Origin of the sequence: Lelliottia sp. RWM.1, assembly GCF_016859735.1 — a bacterium.
Taxonomy (GTDB): domain Bacteria; phylum Pseudomonadota; class Gammaproteobacteria; order Enterobacterales; family Enterobacteriaceae; genus Enterobacter.
In genome coordinates this window covers 1-16,378 of record NZ_WLVC01000064.1, presented here as the reverse complement: position 1 = coordinate 16,378, position 16,378 = coordinate 1, and the positions used below count along the sequence as shown (strand labels likewise).

Below are 16,378 nucleotides of genomic sequence, written 5' to 3'. Positions count from 1 at the left end.
GCAGCTCCTCGGGGAACGCTAATGCCAAATTCCAGCAGAAAAGCATGCATTTGATTGGTTGTTTTTACCTTATCCTGGGCTTTGTTGAATAAATAAGATTTCGTGCGAACGACCCTGTAGCTGGCTGGATTTTCAGGCAATACGCACGCTTTCTGGCATCCCGGCCTTTGTCATCCTGTTCAACGCACGCACCATGGCCATAGCTTCCGATACCTGACCATCGTAGTCACGCAGCGTCAGTGAATCTCCCAACAACTGCTTCATTCTGTACATTGCCGTTTCCGCTATCGAGCGACGGTTATATTCCGTTGTCCATTTCCACCGTGCATTGCTTCCGCTCAGCCGCTGATTAGCAACGGCACGGTTGCGGTCTGCGTACTCACCGGGCCAGTAACCTGCTCCTTTTCGGGGAGGAATAAGCGCGCTGATTTTTTTGCGGCGCAGTTCATCGTGACAGAGCCGGGTATCGTAAGCCCCGTCTGCCGCGGCTGCCCTGATTTTTCTGTGAGTCTGCCGGATAAGGCCCGGGAAGGCTTCTGAGTCCGTGACGTTATTCAGCGACAGGTCTGCACAGACAACTTCATGTGTGTTGCTGTCAACAGCAAGATGCAACTTTCGCCAGATACGACGGCGCTCTTTGCCGTGCTTTCTGACTTTCCATTCGCCTTCACCAAAGACCTTCAGCCCGGTGGAATCAATCACCAGGTGTGCGATTTCACCCCGGGTGGACGTTTTGAAACTGACATTAACCGACTTTGCCCGCTTACTGACACTGGTGTAATCCGGGCAGCGCAACGGAACGTTCATCAGGGCAAAAATGGAATCAATAAAACCCTGCGCAGCCCGCAGGGTCAGCCGGAATACGCGTTTAATCACCAGAACGGTGGTGATGGCGAGATCAGAATAGCGCTGGGGCCTTCCTCGTGATGAAGGCGTTGCCGACTCATACCAGGCCTGAATGGCCTCATCATCCAGCCAGAAAGTGAGGGAGCCACGGTTGATGAGAGCTTTGTTGTAGGTGGACCAGTTGGTGATTCTGAACTTTTGCTTTGCCACGGAATGGTCTGTGTTGTCGGGAGGATGCGTGATCTGATCCTTCAACTCAGCAAAAGTTCGATTTATTCAACAAAGCCCTTATCCTGAACCAGGGATTCACGGACACGATGCAGAGCCCGCATTGCCTGCTGAGATTCCGTTCTGGGCTGCACAAAACGCATAGACGGACGCGATGCAGCTTCACAAATAGCTTCGGCGTCGACAAAGTCGTTTTTATTGCTTTTAACGAACGGGCGGACAAATTGTGGTGATATCAGCTTTGGGGAATGCCCCAACTCTTCCAACTTGCGTGCCATAAAGTGAGAACCGCCACAGGCTTCCATTGCGATGGTTGTAGCGGGGCATGTCGCCAAAAATTCGATCAACTTTGGCCGGGTAAATTTTTTACGGTAAACAGCCTTCCCGCGACGATCCTGGCAATGAATATGGAAAGAGTTTTTACCCAGATCGATACCAATGAGCGCAATGTTTTCCATGATAGTTCTCCGAATGAAAGCCTGTCCTCAGCATAGTACCGGGAAGGAGGGAGTGACCATCTCATTAAATAAAGCACGCTAAGCCCTTACTTACCCAGATGTTTGACTGTTCGTGGCACTTTCACCATGGCAATTGCCCAACCCTTGCAAAATGCCGCACGCCTCTACAGATCGAGAGCCAGAACACTTCTCGCGCAAATCAACCAAGTGCCGTTTTAACTGCAACAGCGCGGACACACGCATTTCCACCTGTTGAATATGGGCCTCCAGCAGCGTGATGACCTCCCCACAGTCCTGCATCGGGTTGTCTCGCAGACCCAGCAATGCGCGAATCTCGCTCAACGTCATGTCGAGCGAACGGCAATGACGGATGAATTGCAAGCGCTCAATGTGCGCCTCACCGTACAACCGAAAGTTGCCACCGCTTCGCGCTGGCTTTGGCAGTAGCCCTTCCTTCTCGTAGTAGCGGATGGTCACGACCTCGCACCCAGAGCGCTTGGCGAGGTCGCCAATTCTGATTTCCATGCATCAATCTCCAATTATCACTTGACTCTATAGTGACTATAGAGATTTTAATGGAGGCTGAATAGAAGATTTTCAGGAGTTACTCATGAGCGAATGCGCTTCAAAGGGGTGTGGCTGCACGACTGAGCCGATCATCCAACCCACGGCACCGGCCCCGCTGGCAACCGGATCGGCTCAAGCGGTGTACCGCATCGAGAACATGGATTGCCCGACCGAAGAGGCGCTGATCCGAAGCAAACTGGCCGGTCTGGCGGGGGTGGCGGGTCTTGAATTCAACCTGATGCAACGTACCTTGACCGTGCGACACGAATTGCCTTCGTTGTCTCCCGTCGAGCAGGCGCTGAAGGCCATCGGCATGCAAGCTGTGCGCATGGATCAGGCGTCGGCCGAGCAGACGACCAAGCTGTCCATTGCCAAGATGGATTGCCCGACCGAAGAGACGTTGATCCGCAACAAGCTCGGCACCGTGGCCGGTGTTGCTGATCTCGATTTCAACCTGATGCAGCGCACGCTGTCGGTACGCCATGCGAACCAGGTTCTGCCAGACGTGCTCGTGGCACTGCAAGCGCTTGGATTCGAGGCGCAGGTCGTGGACACGGCAGAGGTCGCATCTCCATCCGCCGCCCCTGTGACCACGCCGACCAACTGGTGGCCGCTGGGCATCTCCTTGGTCACTGCATCGGCGGCCGAGGCGGTCTACTGGCTCCACAACGGCAATCACTGGTCGGTTGTCGTTCTGGCGCTTGTCGCGGTCTTCACGGGTGGCCTCTCCACCTACAAGAAGGGGTGGATCGCGCTCAAGAACCGTAATCTCAACATGAACGCCCTCATGTCGATTGCGGTCACGGGTGCCATGTTGATCGGCCACTGGCCCGAAGCGGCAATGGTGATGGTACTGTTCGCGCTGGCCGAGGTAATCGAAGCCAAATCGCTGGATCGCGCTCGTAACGCTATCCGTGGCCTGCTCGACCTGACCCCGGAACAGGCCACGGTACAGCAGGCTGACGGCACATGGCGCGAGGTGGGCGCCAAGCAAATCACCATCGGCGCCCGCGTCCGGGTCAAACCAGGTGAGCGCATCGCCCTTGATGGTGAGGTGCTGGAAGGCCGCTCTGCCGTCAACCAAGCCCCGATCACGGGTGAAAGCCTCCCGGTCGAAAAATCCCCCGGTGATTCGGTGTTCGCTGGCACGATCAACGAATCCGGCTCGTTCGAGTACCGCGTCACCGCCTTGGCCAACAACTCCACTTTGGCCCGGATCATTCACGCGGTAGAGGCTGCGCAAGGTAGTCGTGCGCCGACTCAGCGTTTTGTCGATCAGTTCGCCCGCTGGTACACCCCCGTTGTATTCGGCGTTGCCATCGCCGTCGCGTTGTTGCCGCCGCTGTTCATGGGTGCGGCATGGCTCGACTGGATCTACCGTGCATTGGTTCTGCTGGTGGTCGCCTGCCCGTGCGCACTGGTGATCTCTACACCGGTCAGCATCGTCAGCGGCCTGGCCGCCGCCGCCCGCCACGGCATTCTCATCAAAGGTGGCGTCTATCTGGAAGAAGGCCGCAAGCTGCGCTGGCTGGCTCTGGACAAGACCGGCACGATCACGCACGGCAAGCCCGCACAGACCGACTTTGTCACATGGGGCAATGCACTCGCCTCGGACAGCCGCAGCATCGCTGCCAGTCTGGCGGCCCGCTCGGACCATCCTGTATCCAAGGCGGTGGCACAGGCCGCGCAGACGGACGGGGTTGCCTTGCTCGACGTGGCCGAATTCAACGCGCTGCCCGGTCGGGGTGTGCAAGGCCAAATCAACGGTGCGACCTACCATCTGGGCAACCACCGGATGCTCGAAGAGCTGGGGCAGTGCACACCAGAGCTGGAGCAGCGCATCGCTGCGCTGGAAACCGCTGGCAAGACCGTCGTGATGCTGGTGGGCGCAAAAGGGGTACATGGCTTATTCGCCGTTGCGGACACCATCAAGGACAGCAGCAAGAGAGCCATCGCCGAGCTGCATGCTCTGGGCATCAACACCGTGATGTTGACCGGCGATAACCCCCACACGGCACAGGCCATCGCCGCACAAGCCGGCATTGACCGCGCGCAAGGCAACCAACTGCCCGACGACAAACTGCGCGAAGTGGAGCAATTGTCCAGAAACGGCAAGGTTGGCATGGTCGGTGATGGCATCAACGACGCACCGGCCTTGGCGCGTGCGGACATTGGCTTTGCAATGGGAGCGGCGGGCACAGATACCGCTATTGAAACCGCCGACGTGGCCCTGATGGACGATGACCTGCGCAAGATTCCGACCTTCGTGCGCCTGTCGCGTGCGACAGCACAGGTGCTGATGCAAAACATTGTGCTGGCCCTTGGCATCAAGGCGGTATTTTTGGTGCTCACCTTCACGGGTCACGCGACCATGTGGATGGCTGTGTTCGCCGATATGGGTGCCAGCTTGCTTGTTGTCGGCAACGGCTTGAGGTTGTTGCGCCGATGAGCTGGAAACTCTTTCTCTATGACTGGGGTGGCCTGAACATCGCGTTGTTTCAAGCCATCAACACAGGCACGCCCGCCACGCTGAAACCACTGGCATGGTTCTTTGGCCTCGTGGGAAGTTACTGGACAGCGCCGCTGATGCTGTTGGGTCTGTGGTGGTGGTCGAAATCGGCTACAAACCCGGCGCGTGGTACGGCCGTTCGGCATCGCCTTATTGGTTTTAGCGCGGCCTTCTTGCTGGCGTTATTGGTCGCCACCGCCTTGAAGCTATGGTTCGACTTTCCACGCCCGCCTGCCGTCCTTGGCGACCTGGCGCGCGTCATCGGGGACAAAGAGCTTCACTACAGCCTGCCCAGCGGGCATGCCACCTATGCCGCGATGGTGGTCGGTGCGCTCTGGCCTTTGATGGGCCGCCGTGGTCGTCTCAGTTTAATGCTGTACGCCACATTGGTCGGCTGGTCGCGCATCGCGGCCGGAATGCACTTTCCGGCCGATGTGTTGGCGGGGTGGACGCTGGGATGGAGCTGCACGGCACTCGCCGGGTGGTTGCTGCCGTTGGCCGCCCCTGTGTGGCAATCGGCCCGCCGCACATCGGCTTGGGTCTGGTTCACCGTGGCCGCCAGTGCTGTCATGACCGATCAGCTCACGAAGTTCGCCATCATCCGCACGTTTGCCTACGGTGAGCAAGTCGAAATCACCCCGTTTTTCAACCTCGTTCATGTCCTGAATCCGGGTGCGGCATTCAGCTTTTTGGCGAACGCTGGTGGCTGGCAACGTTACTTTTTCATCACGCTGGGTCTGGCTGTTTCTGCTTGGCTGGGGCGCATGCTGTGCCAGCAACGGCCACGTCTCGAAGCGATGGGCTACAGCCTGATCCTCGGCGGTGCGCTGGGCAATGTCGCGGATCGTGTGCTGCGTGGACAGGTTGTTGATTTCCTTGACTTCCATTGGCGACTTGCGCACTGGCCCGCCTTCAACCTCGCTGATGTGGCGATAACTATCGGAGCGCTCTGCCTGTTCTTGACGGTTGTACCGAAAAGCAGTAAAGGCACAGAGGCCGAGGTGTCCGGTTAAGCTATGCCTCAATCTGACGGCTGCGAACCGCCAGGGACAGGCGCAATGTCAGATTCTGTCGCGGCCTTGGCGCGTGCCTGGAAGCGTTCATAGCAATCCAGCCCGCAGAAATGTTCGACGTATTCCGCGCCTTCCGGGGTGAAGGCGGCATCGAGCGGAATTTCTTTGCAGCATACGCAGCAGGTGGTGCAACTGGCAGTGTTCGGGGCGTTTGCGTTCATGGTGGTACTCCTCCAGATTGGTAGCGAAGCTCAAAGCTGCCCACTCTCGGCTGGCTGGGAAGCGGTCATGATCTTCCCTTGAAGGCCCGCAGCAGCCGCGTCACAGACAGGACAAACAAGCCGGTCAGCGTGAGGGCTGCAATACCCCAGTGCTCCCCGATGAACGCGCCGGCCGTCGTGCCGGCTAGCACAATGGCGAGAATCGGCAAATGGCAGGGACAGGTGAGCACGGCCAGCGCGCCCCACAAGTAGCCGGTGATCGGTTTGTGCGTCTCAGACGGCAAGTGCTCTGGGCTGTTCATGGCAGACTCTCCGCGTGCTGTGCCGGTTCGGTTGGCATGGCGGCCAGTTGCATTTCGAGGCTGGCCAGGGCCTCGCGCCGACGCTCGACGAGTTGCCGCAACACGGCAAGCTGCGCAGACGCACCGTCACCGTCCGCAGCATCCAGCGCCCGGCACAGCCGCGCCAGTGCGTCCAGGCCGATACCCGCTTCGAAGGCAGCCCGTACAAAGCGCAGCCGTTGCAACGCGGTGTCATCGAACAAGCCGTAGCCGCCCGTGGTGTACGCGACCGGCCGTAGCAATCCGCGCAGCAGGTAGTCGCGCACGATATGCACGCTCACCCCGGCATCAAGGGCCAGCCGGGACACTGTGTAGGCGCTCATTGAACACCTCCTTTTCCTCATCCGGCGCAGCACGAAAGCTGCTTCACGTCCTTGCTGAAGGTCTGCGCCGCGAGCTTCAGCCCTTCGACCATGGTCAGGTAGGGGAACAATTGGTCGGCCAGTTCCTGCACGGTCATACGGTTGCGAATGGCGAGCACCGCCGTCTGGATCAGTTCACCCGCTTCCGGGGCCACCGCTTGCACGCCGATGAGCCGTCCGCTACCTTCCTCGATGACCAGCTTGATGAAGCCGCGTGTGTCGAAGTTGGCAAGCGCACGCGGCACGTTATCCAGTGTTAGCAGGCGACTGTCGGTCTCGATCCCGTCGTGATGTGCTTCCGCCTCGCTGTAGCCCACGGTGGCGACCTGCGGGTCGGTGAACACCACGGCCGGCATTGCGGTCAGGTCCAGGGCCGCATCGCCGCCAGTCATGTTGATCGCCGCACGAGTGCCGGCCGCTGCCGCCACATAGACGAACTGCGGCTGGTCGGTGCAGTCGCCGGCCGCGTAGATGTTCGGGCTACTGGTGCGCATGCCCTTGTCGATGACGATGGCCCCCTGCGCATTGACGGCTACCCCCGCCGCTTCCAATGCCAGGCTGCGCGTGTTCGGTGTCCGGCCGGTGGCGACCAGCAGCTTGTCGGCGCGCAATTCACCGTGCGTGGTGGTCAGCACGAATTCACCGTCCATATGGGCGACCTGGCTGGCTTGCGTGTGCTCCAGCACCTCGATGCCCTCGGCACGGAAAGCGGCTGTCACCGCCTCGCCGATGGCCGGGTCTTCACGGAAGAACAAGGTATTGCGCGCCAGGGCCGTGACCTTGCTGCCCAGCCGGGCAAAGGCTTGCGCCAGCTCCAGCGCCACCACCGACGAGCCGATTACGGCAAGGCGTTCGGGAATGGTGTCGCTCGCCAGGGCCTCGGTGGAAGTCCAGTAGGGTGACTCTTTCAAGCCCGGAATCGGCGGGACCGCCGGGCTGGCACCCGTGGCGACCAGGCAGCGGTCGAACATCACGACGCGCTCGCCACCCTCGTTCAAACTAACGATAAGGCTCTGGTCGTCCTTGAAACGCGCTTCACCGTGCAGAACGGTGATGGCTGAATTGCCGTCCAGGATGCCTTCGTACTTGGCATGACGGAGTTCTTCGACACGGGCCTGCTGCTGGGCCAGCAGCCGCTCGCGCAAGATCGTCGGCGGTGTGGGTGGCATGCCGCCGTCGAATGGGCTTTCCCGGCGCAGATGGGCGATGTGGGCGGCGCGGATCATGATCTTGGACGGCACACAACCGACGTTGACGCAGGTGCCGCCGATGGTGCCGCGCTCAATCAGCGTGACCTGCGCGCCTTGCTCGACGGCCTTCAGTGCTGCCGCCATCGCGGCTCCACCGCTACCAATGACGACGACCTGCAACGGGCTTTCGTTGCCACTGGGCTTATCAGCGGCCCCTATCCAGCCGCGCATCTTGTCGAGCAGGCCGGCGCGGTTGTCCGTCGGTGGCGCATCGGCAAGCGTTGCCTCGTAGCCCAGTCCGGCCACGGCGGTAGTCAGCGCATCCGATGACGTGCCCGCCTCAATGGCGAGTTGCGCTGTGCCCTTCGGATAGGACACCAGCGCCGATTGCACGCCGGGCACTTTCTCCAAGGCTTCCTTGACGTGAGCCGCGCACGAGTCGCAGGTCATCCCGGTGATTTTCAGGGTGGTCATGTATTTTTCCTTTTCTGTGGTGGCTACGGCTGTTGCCGTCAGCCACGTTGTTCTGGCAATTCACAGCTGTCCGGCCCGCAGCGGCGATGTGCTGGCGAGATGAAATCCCAGACCGACACCCCAACCATCAAGGCCAGGCCGACATAGAGCAGTCCACCGCTCTGCCAGCCGTAAGCCCGCATTAAAAACACCGCTGCCAGCACCAAGATCGGGCCTATCGTGCCGAGCGCCGTGCGTCGCCACTGTCGATGATTGAGCCAAGCGATAGCATTGGCGAGTAACGCGATGCCGGCGAACATCGGCAGCAGGATGCCAATGAATAGCCCCTCGTACTGGCTCAAGAAGCCCAGTCCGATGGCCGCGCCAAAGCTGGCGATGGCAGGAAAACAGGCGGCGCAGCCCATCGCGGAAACGACGCTGCCGAGCGCGCCGGTTTTGCCAGCGATGCGCGTGATGAGTCCCATGTGTCGCTCCCGAGTTCGGTTAACGGATCAGCGTTTGAGGCTGGACGGATAGCCCGCGTCCTCGGTCGCCTTGGTCAACTTCTGGACGTTGGTCTTGGCATCGTCGAAGGTGACGACGGCCTGGCGCTTGTCGAAACTTACGTCGGTCTTGCTCACGCCCTCAACCTTGGAAAGCGCGTGCTTGACAGTGATCGGGCAAGAGGCGCAGGTCATGCCAGGCACGGACAGCGTGACGGTCTGGGTGGCGGCCCACACGGGGGCAACAACGGCAGCGAGGGCGAGGGCGGCAAACAGTTTTTTCATGATGAACTCCTGTGATTAATAGAAAAATGGCATGACGTAGGGAAATCCGAGCGAGACCAGGACCAGCGCGGCCACGATCCAGAAAATGAGCTTGTAAGTAGCTCGCACTTGGGGAATCGCGCAGACCTCACCCGGTTTGCAGGCTTGCGCCGGGCGGTAGATGCGCCGCCAGGCGAAAAACAGCGCGACCAGCGCTGCGCCGATGAAGATCGGGCGATAGGGTTCCAGCACCGTCAGGTTGCCGATCCATGCCCCGCTGAACCCCAAGGCGATCAAAACCAGCGGCCCCAGGCAGCAGGCCGACGCAAGAATGGCGGCCAGCCCACCGGCGAAGAGCGCGCCGCGCCCGTTTTGTGGTTCAGACTTTTGTGGTTCAGACATACGCTTGTCCTTTCAAATTTGGTTTGGATAGCTTAAGCTTACTTCCGTAGTTATGTACGGAGTCAAGCGATATGCAAATTAATTTTGAGAATCTGACCATTGGCGTTTTTGCCAAGGCGGCCGGGGTCAATGTGGAGACCATCCGGTTCTACCAGCGCAAGGGCCTGCTGCCGGAGCCAGACAAGCCCTATGGCAGCATTCGCCGCTATGGCGAGGCGGATGTAACACGAGTGCGGTTCGTGAAATCGGCCCAGCGGCTGGGCTTTAGCCTGGACGAAATCGCCGAGCTACTGCGGCTGGAGGATGGCACCCATTGCGAGGAAGCCAGCGGCCTGGCCGAGCACAAGCTCAAGGATGTGCGCGAGAAGATGGCCGACTTGGCACGCATGGAGGCCGTGCTGTCTGAACTGGTGTGCGCCTGCCATGCGCGGAAAGGGAACGTTTCCTGCCCGCTGATTGCGTCACTGCAAGACGGAACGAAGCTCGCTGCATCGGCGCGGGGGAGTCACGGGGTGACTACGCCTTAGCGTGCTTTATTTTCCGAATTCTGAGACGACCCCTAGATATCCAGGGTGAGCACTGCGAGCGCGTAGTGACGCAACGTAGTGGCGTGGCACAGGGTAAATTTAAAGCTCTGCTCATCGAGAATTTCGCGGGCCGTTGTGCGGTAACCGGTTGGGTTAATGGCGGTGTCCTGGATGCGGCACACATTGAACATGGAACCCGGTACAATCCGTCTAATGGCATCCTGATGACTCCAACAATGCATGCTCTGTTTGATGCCGATCTTATGGGCATAGATCCGGCCACCCTGACCGTTCATTTTAAGCCAGGCATTGAGCTGGGCGAGCTGTTTGAAGGCCGTAAAATCACACCGCTGGTGTACGATCTGGACTTAGAGCGGCTGGCCGTACGCTGGGCAGGATACCAGGGCCTGGCTCATGAACAATGATGGGTTACAGCCGGGATGTGTGAAAACCCGTCAGTGAAACCTGCATGCGCCATACCTTTAAATTTAAACTCAAGAGCCAGGCTCAAGATAAAACCGAAATGAAAAGGTAAAATCCGGTGCACCAGATCTCTTAGGTTTAATACCTGAGCCGGTATACTGGCAGGCGCAGGCATGTGGGTATTATCCAGTCCATACATCTCCACACAGTGTTAACCGCAACATTTAAAGTTCAATAAGGACGGTTTCAATTTTATGTATAAAACAGCATTAGTGATGATTATCGGGATCCTCGGATGCAGTAAAGCATTTGCAGCCACTGAATTACAGCTCCAGCAAAAACGCGTTATGCAGTTCTGTGCCAACGCCAGTCTTCCATTGTTAGTTGCGGGTACAACGTACGCGAATACGTCTGACAACGGGCGACCAGAAAAAGAAAGATTGGCAATCCTGAAAAATTCAGTTGCAAGCTCGACAGCTTATAAAATGGCATCTCCCGGAGTTCAGATTGCCATGATGAGCGTGGTGGAAGATATTGCCGATCCGAAAGAATTAGCTCTACATCAAAAAGAAGTTAGACGTCTTGGGGCTAGTTATCTTTCCGACAGCGGTGTTTCATGGGCTTCAAAAACTGTTTCACCATTTACAGCCTGGTGTAACTTTAACCGTTTAGAAAGTTAAGGCTGGCAAGGCGGTTCCTGTTCAGGAAAGTTACTTTCCGTGCGGGGACCGTAAGATACAGATAAAGCTTAAGGCCTTTGAATTTCTGGAAAGCATTTGAAAATTTCATTGCGCTTGTCTGATATGAAACAGCCCCTGCATTTCTGCAAAGGCTGAAAGAGTGTGTACGGACTTTGGAAGGAGTGATGATATACGCCTGAGCCATCCCATCACCGCAGACAGGGTAATTAACCCTGACTAAAGCTTTCACCTATTCCGTCGCTCGCAAGCGGCTTTCGCACACTAACGAAGGTATGGCCTTTCGTCGGTGTTAAATTTTTCAAACTTTGCTTACTTTGTCAAGGAAGGTGACCGCAGTAGTAGGCACAACTACTTTAATCTGTATGAATAATAAGGTAGAACCGGCCAGTGAATGAATGCTTTCCCTGAAATCAGGCGGACAACCTTCAGGAATATTGATAGCAAGACTGAATCTCTCGCTGCGGCGATAAACATTTCGCCATAACCCTGAACGAGAGTGGTTCATCCATCATATACAGGAGCGTTACATGCGCAAATTTAAGTACATAATCTGTCACCAGTGCGAAGGCCACGGGACCATGGAAAACCCGGCCTTTGAAAATGGATTCACCCAATCAGAAATGGCTGAGTGGGAGCCAGAAATGCGTGAAAAGTATTTTGCCGGAGCATTTGATGTTCGCTGTGACGTTTGTGCCGGTGACGGTAAGCTCAGCGTACCAAACGTAGCGGCTATGTCTTTTTCAGAACGACGGGTTCTGGCAGCACGGCGGCGTGATGAGCGTCTTCAGGCTGCTGATGAACGGCTGTCCCGCCAGGAACGAGCAATGGGGTACTGAGGTGTTACAGCAAAGATGAAAATGACGAAGCCAAAACCGGTAAGCCGGATGAAAAGACCGTTTATTAGTGAGCTTGCAGAGCTGGGTTTATCGGGTGAAATTCTTTCAATTCGAACTGACGGCATGCAGGGGACGCTCATACCCGATCTTACCGCAGGGGTGAGTGAAGCAGGCCGTGTGAAAACCGGCAACTGGGTAATCTCTGACAAGAGAACCTTCGACCATGTCGTTCTGTGTGTTGAAAGACAAGATGAGAACCATGATGTGTACGTAGGTAAATTCATCCAGTTACATGTAGCCGCTAATAAGAGCCTTAAGATCGTCGAAATGGGCGATGTGAAACTGGTGGCCATAACCAGCTCGATTCCTACCACTTTTAATGGTGGGATAAAGAGATACAAAGGGGTTACGTATGTGTCACTTTCCCAAACAGCTCAAACCACTATCGACTTCCCGAAGCGTATCTACAAAGAGGGCCAGGAATGTACTTCTGTCACCAGTCCTGACCAAGGTCCTTTCGCCCGGGATGTTAGGTTGAATTGCTACGGGCGATGTGTTGTCACCGGCGTAAGGTCCCCCTGGCGTACTGAGGCCGCGCACTTAACGCCACGTCATGAAGAAGGCATTCCCGACGTAACGAACGGAATTTTACTTCGCCGTGATATCCATACACTGTTCGACAATGACCATTGCGCCATAAACCCTGACACTATGAAAATTTACTTCAGCCGGGAGGCCCGGGAGTTGGATGATGATCTCCTGAAATGGCATGGGAATGAGATAGAGACGACACGCATGCAGGTTCCGGTTAACATCGAAAACCTTCGGATACGATGGCAAAAATTTAAGGCTAAGGATCGTCAGCGTAAATAAAGCCATAAGCTGAACCACGGCGAGGATTAGTCTTGTTCACTAAATGACAGCGAGAGATTAAATGCAAACCCAAAAAGATATTACAGTTGGCCAGATCTGGGAAGAAGTGGATCCAAGACTGATCCGGAAAGTGCGAGTTGTTGAGGTGGCCTCGTTAGAAGGGCCCAAAGGCATCCTAATCGAAAACGTGGAGTCTGGTCGTAAGAACTGGGCGTCGTCATCCCGCTTTAATGGAAAGCGTGGAGGGTATCGTCTTATTTCCTGAAGGTTTTGCCAATATGGGAAACTGAAGAGGTTGAAACCATCCCGGTGAGGGAGCATATCTGGTAAAGAAGAGTCTTTAAAAAGGTTTTACGCGACCTGGGATAATAAACGGGAAAACGATACCCAAAAAAAGAATACAGCGATGATAACGATAAGGAATGGTAAGGGCTTCAATATTTTGAGAAATGACCTGGCTTCCTTTGCATCTGCATTTCTAATCAAACTGTCCACATAGGGATCACAGCTCTTAGGTTCTGAATTTTTCATATGTTCTGTACCTGAAATTGATTCCGTATGAGAAAAGGCCACCGAAGTGGCCTCTATCAAAACTGGTGGCAAAAGTTAGATCAGGAAATCATCAAGACTTTTACCGGCTGCAATTTGTTCTGCCAGAGCTTTGGGGGTACGGCCCTGTCCAGTCCACGTTTTTGTTTCGCCATTTTCATCAGTAAATGAGTATTTGGCCGGGCGTGGTTCACGGCTTTTCTTGGTAGCCGTAGATTTGGCCTGGAATGAGCCAAGCAGCTCTTCCGGGTTGATACCATCTTCTTCCATTAACTTACGCAGGGCGTCAAGTTTCTCCTGACGAGCTTGCAGTTCGGCAGCTTTGGATGATTCTTCCTGACGACGCTCATCAACAATGACATTAAGCTTTTCGAGGATTTCCTCAAGTACTTCTAAAGGCAGCTCGCGGCCCTGGGCGCGAAGAGTACGAATATTGTTTAACGATTTGAGTGCTTCAGACATACGACCTCACTTTCTAATTCTTTGATAAGGATTTACTTAATCATAATACACTCTATAAGGAAAAAGATGCCAGCTTTATGTCTTCAGGTACAAAGATATCTTGCTAAGAATACTCCTTATCTTCCTTGTGCAGACTGTTTCGTGCTTTCGATGTTGTTCATGAGTCTTAAAATCTGCTCACTGTTTAGGGTACTCATGCTGTAAATCATCAAGAAGGAAGCGCAGAACAACATAAGCAATCGGAAAAGGAAACCATGCCAGTGACAGGCCATATATGGCGGAGATAAACATAGGGTAATTTAACTCACTTACAAAATTCGCTTCATTGTATTGTTGAATCGAAATGGCAGAAGCAAAAATTATAATTAAAGTAAGAAAAATCCACTCTAGCCATCTCTTTTTATAACAAGCATAAGCGAAAGCTGTAGGGTAAAAAATAAAGCAAAAAATTCCAGCTGCAATTACGTTCATAAAAGTAACTTTCCTGATAGCGCAGTTATTTTTCGAATGCAGCATCATGAACAACTGCCATAACATTGATGATTGGCTTTCTTTTTCTGAAGAACCTTCCGCGCGGCAAAGTTTCTCCCGCTTTGAGACGATAAAGCCAGAAAACATAAGCCGGAGGAACATTGCTGTCAAAAATATCTGAACAAGTTTGAACTGTGATGCCTACTGTATTGTCTTTCCTCATCTCTTTAAAAGTGCCTTGCAATGCAGCGGATAACGTCATTTTTAAGAAACCTTTTTCTGTTTGAACGGATAGACTTGACTTAGCTGGCTTGACTGTAATGTTTGCCACTAAAGATCCCTCGTTCTGAGGATGCAGGCACTACAAAGTTACCGTCAGGTCTAATCATACGAGTTTGGATGAAATTTTTGCCGGATTTGGTTTTTTCAACCTGGTGCTCGATCTTCCATTCTTCTTTGACGGGACCGGATGACAAATGAACTAGAACCGGTACTTTTTTACGTGTTCTATCCAGAACAATACAATTTGATTTATCCGTATCAACGCTTCCCTGAAGAGTATTCAAAGAGCAATTATCATATCCCTCAACCGGAACTGCATTACCTTGGATATCAATTTTGAATCCTCCAGCTATTACAATTTCGGGTGCATTATCATTTAAAGTCTCGTCATAGGCAGCATCAACTACATCGCAAGCAGTAAGAGTAAGTGACGATGCCACAGCAAGACACAATAAAGAAAATCTGTTTTTGAGCATATTTGAGACCTTTTATAAAAATAAAATAACAGGAGAATTGTATCATTAACAGTCTAGTTCTAACGACTACCACTTTTAAGTATGTATTGAGCCAGTTTTATATTCAGGCACACCATATTGCACTCTAGCTCTTTCATCATCCTAGAAGAACTCTTAATTAAGTATTCTTCAAGTGGGCCAGCATATGCCCCTGATGTCACGATCGTTAGTTGCGTAAGAGGATGAGTCAAACTCTCAATGCCCTTCAGGATGTCATTCTGGACAGCAGCAATATAAACAGGCGAAGCCGCAATCAAATATTCATCATTCGGACTGGACTGCATTAACTGGCTTATAGTTGCGCAACGGTTATGCTTTCCTAGTGATTTTGTGATGGCTTTCCACCAGAGATCATGCCTGAATGGTACTTGATGAAATGTCGCCTCGTAAGAGGGCACCCGATCTCGACTATTTAAAAACCCCATCCCGGCAGAGATTATCCACAACTCCAGATTTCTGGTTGAGTTTAAAATTTCCTTTGCCGTAGACCAGTGATTACCTGAATACAAGGACAATGCCGGTACCGCCTGATTACTTCTGGCGTCGTCTACAATGTTACTCCAGGCATATGCTGCGTCGTCCGGGGTTTGTTTTGGATCTATGTCCAATGTCGGCCAGACGTGGCCCTGATGATTCTTGCCCTTTGTACAGGAAGTGATTAAGTGTACTGAGCGTTCAGAGAACATTATCTTCCTTACATACCCATAGAACAGCTTTCTAAGAACGGTGGGCTCGCCTGAAAATTACAAATCAGCCCCTTTCACGGCATCATTTTGATTCTTCGCGTCTGCCCCCAGTAAGATGACCGGTTTTCTGCATGACAGTGTTATTCCTAACAAACGCAACACAAAACCACGCCAGCCAGAGCAAATTTTTTCATTTGCTGCGTAAAGCCTATTGTTTTCTCTTTTAAGCTTCGCCCACTCGTTACAGAGGGTAACATCATCAAGCGCTGTTATATGCTTCGCCTCACCTTCGACGATAACGGTATGGATACCGTATGCTGTAAATCTCATACTATTTTCCAGAACCCAGTTGCGGTATTCGTTGAGTCCACCTTCGGAACCGGTAGCTCTGCGCCACATTTCAATTTGCTTGTGTGATGGGTCAAGTGTACTTGTCATTGAAGCCTCGTCTCAGCGATAACGCTTGAAATAGCCCGCTTTGGTCAAAATGAAATTAGCCATCTGACTGGCGATTTGATTGTATCTTACTCATAGTGCCCAACCTATAGGTTAAAAAGGGGCATTTTCGCTTTATAGCGTGTTCAACATCATCAATCATCCCAAGAAAGGCTGGCTTATTAGGGGTCTGACGCTCAGTGGAACGAAAACTCACGTTAAGGGATTTTGGTCATGAGATTATCAAAAAGGATCTTCACC

Annotated in this window: 22 protein-coding genes and 1 pseudogene; 7 read left to right on the top strand and 16 right to left on the bottom strand. The window is 53.9% G+C overall.

From position 1 onward, the window contains the following. Positions 1-132: 132 nt before the first annotated feature. The 3 genes and pseudogenes from GF617_RS24945 to cadR all read right to left on the bottom strand — a co-directional run bounded on the left by GF617_RS24945 (position 133) and on the right by cadR (position 2,057). Positions 133-1,101: an IS5 family transposase gene (locus GF617_RS24945; protein ID WP_072202995.1), complete on the bottom strand. Its 969-nt coding sequence runs from the start codon at positions 1,099-1,101 to the stop codon at positions 133-135. Positions 1,102-1,133: 32 nt separating this feature from the next. Beyond that, a pseudogene (locus GF617_RS24940) lies at positions 1,134-1,532 on the bottom strand (IS110 family transposase); the annotation flags it as partial. Between the two features lie 90 nt (positions 1,533-1,622). After that, on the bottom strand, positions 1,623-2,057 hold the full coding sequence (gene cadR / locus GF617_RS24935) for a Cd(II)/Pb(II)-responsive transcriptional regulator (RefSeq protein WP_000405672.1): 435 nt from the start codon (positions 2,055-2,057) through the stop codon (positions 1,623-1,625). Between the two features lie 85 nt (positions 2,058-2,142). Between cadR and GF617_RS24930 the strand changes: the two genes are divergently transcribed. Further along, positions 2,143-4,548, top strand: coding sequence for a heavy metal translocating P-type ATPase (locus tag GF617_RS24930; RefSeq protein WP_001287661.1), 2,406 nt, complete (start codon positions 2,143-2,145; stop codon positions 4,546-4,548). Further along, entirely contained in the window at positions 4,545-5,621 is a 1,077-nt protein-coding gene (lspA, locus tag GF617_RS24925; protein ID WP_000118563.1) for a signal peptidase II, read from the top strand. The genes GF617_RS24930 and lspA overlap by 4 nt, the downstream gene beginning before the upstream one ends. An 8-nt stretch (positions 5,622-5,629) precedes the next feature. Here lspA and GF617_RS24920 read toward each other — a convergent pair whose 3' ends face one another. The 7 genes from GF617_RS24920 to merT all read right to left on the bottom strand — a co-directional run bounded on the left by GF617_RS24920 (position 5,630) and on the right by merT (position 9,357). Further along, positions 5,630-5,842, bottom strand: a complete 213-nt coding sequence (locus GF617_RS24920) for a DUF3330 domain-containing protein (protein ID WP_000993245.1) — start codon at positions 5,840-5,842, stop codon at positions 5,630-5,632. Positions 5,843-5,907: 65 nt separating this feature from the next. After that, positions 5,908-6,144, bottom strand: coding sequence for a broad-spectrum mercury transporter MerE (gene merE, locus GF617_RS24915; RefSeq protein WP_001087807.1), 237 nt, complete (start codon positions 6,142-6,144; stop codon positions 5,908-5,910). Beyond that, positions 6,141-6,506, bottom strand: a complete 366-nt coding sequence (merD, locus tag GF617_RS24910) for a mercury resistance co-regulator MerD (RefSeq protein WP_001277466.1) — start codon at positions 6,504-6,506, stop codon at positions 6,141-6,143. Before merD ends, merE begins: the two co-directional genes overlap by 4 nt. 17 nt (positions 6,507-6,523) lie before the next feature. Next, positions 6,524-8,209, bottom strand: a complete 1,686-nt coding sequence (gene merA, locus GF617_RS24905; protein WP_000209297.1) for a mercury(II) reductase — start codon at positions 8,207-8,209, stop codon at positions 6,524-6,526. A 38-nt stretch (positions 8,210-8,247) separates the two neighbouring features. After that, positions 8,248-8,673, bottom strand: coding sequence for an organomercurial transporter MerC (gene merC / locus GF617_RS24900; protein ID WP_000522996.1), 426 nt, complete (start codon positions 8,671-8,673; stop codon positions 8,248-8,250). A 27-nt stretch (positions 8,674-8,700) separates the two neighbouring features. Next, positions 8,701-8,976: a mercury resistance system periplasmic binding protein MerP gene (gene merP / locus GF617_RS24895; RefSeq protein WP_000732275.1), complete on the bottom strand. Its 276-nt coding sequence runs from the start codon at positions 8,974-8,976 to the stop codon at positions 8,701-8,703. 15 nt (positions 8,977-8,991) lie between these two features. Further along, positions 8,992-9,357: a mercuric ion transporter MerT gene (gene merT, locus GF617_RS24890; protein WP_001294656.1), complete on the bottom strand. Its 366-nt coding sequence runs from the start codon at positions 9,355-9,357 to the stop codon at positions 8,992-8,994. 71 nt (positions 9,358-9,428) lie between these two features. Here merT and merR point away from each other — a divergent pair, with 71 nt between their 5' ends. The 5 genes from merR to GF617_RS24865 all read left to right on the top strand — a co-directional run bounded on the left by merR (position 9,429) and on the right by GF617_RS24865 (position 12,717). Further along, entirely contained in the window at positions 9,429-9,884 is a 456-nt protein-coding gene (gene merR, locus GF617_RS24885; RefSeq protein ID WP_001166628.1) for an Hg(II)-responsive transcriptional regulator, read from the top strand. Positions 9,885-9,949: 65 nt separating this feature from the next. Further along, entirely contained in the window at positions 9,950-10,309 is a 360-nt protein-coding gene (locus GF617_RS24880) for an HNH endonuclease signature motif containing protein (RefSeq protein ID WP_000194247.1), read from the top strand. A gap of 252 nt (positions 10,310-10,561) precedes the next feature. Beyond that, positions 10,562-10,987 carry a hypothetical protein gene (locus tag GF617_RS24875; protein WP_000278471.1) on the top strand — a complete coding sequence of 142 codons (426 nt, stop codon included), beginning with the start codon at positions 10,562-10,564 and terminating at the stop codon, positions 10,985-10,987. A 548-nt stretch (positions 10,988-11,535) separates the two neighbouring features. After that, positions 11,536-11,844, top strand: a complete 309-nt coding sequence (locus GF617_RS24870) for a hypothetical protein (RefSeq protein ID WP_001224686.1) — start codon at positions 11,536-11,538, stop codon at positions 11,842-11,844. A 15-nt stretch (positions 11,845-11,859) separates the two neighbouring features. Next, a complete protein-coding gene (locus GF617_RS24865; RefSeq protein ID WP_000784387.1) occupies positions 11,860-12,717 on the top strand; it encodes an HNH endonuclease signature motif containing protein in 858 nt (285 codons plus the stop codon). Positions 12,718-13,323: 606 nt separating this feature from the next. On the opposite strand, the gene GF617_RS24860 is transcribed toward GF617_RS24865, so the two are convergent. The 6 genes from GF617_RS24860 to GF617_RS24835 form a co-directional block, all read right to left on the bottom strand. Further along, entirely contained in the window at positions 13,324-13,728 is a 405-nt protein-coding gene (locus GF617_RS24860) for an H-NS family nucleoid-associated regulatory protein (protein ID WP_001287391.1), read from the bottom strand. A 177-nt stretch (positions 13,729-13,905) separates the two neighbouring features. Beyond that, positions 13,906-14,199: a hypothetical protein gene (locus tag GF617_RS24855; RefSeq protein WP_001100635.1), complete on the bottom strand. Its 294-nt coding sequence runs from the start codon at positions 14,197-14,199 to the stop codon at positions 13,906-13,908. A gap of 25 nt (positions 14,200-14,224) precedes the next feature. Then, the gene (locus GF617_RS24850; RefSeq protein WP_223152485.1) at positions 14,225-14,530 is read right to left on the bottom strand and encodes a hypothetical protein; all 306 of its coding nucleotides are present in this window, start codon (positions 14,528-14,530) and stop codon (positions 14,225-14,227) included. Then, a complete protein-coding gene (locus GF617_RS24845; protein ID WP_000916941.1) occupies positions 14,502-14,957 on the bottom strand; it encodes a hypothetical protein in 456 nt (151 codons plus the stop codon). Before GF617_RS24845 ends, GF617_RS24850 begins: the two co-directional genes overlap by 29 nt. A 59-nt stretch (positions 14,958-15,016) precedes the next feature. After that, positions 15,017-15,682, bottom strand: a complete 666-nt coding sequence (locus GF617_RS24840; protein ID WP_000490638.1) for a hypothetical protein — start codon at positions 15,680-15,682, stop codon at positions 15,017-15,019. Positions 15,683-15,739: 57 nt separating this feature from the next. After that, on the bottom strand, positions 15,740-16,120 hold the full coding sequence (locus GF617_RS24835; protein WP_001371925.1) for a hypothetical protein: 381 nt from the start codon (positions 16,118-16,120) through the stop codon (positions 15,740-15,742). Between the last annotated feature and the right edge of the window lie 258 nt (positions 16,121-16,378).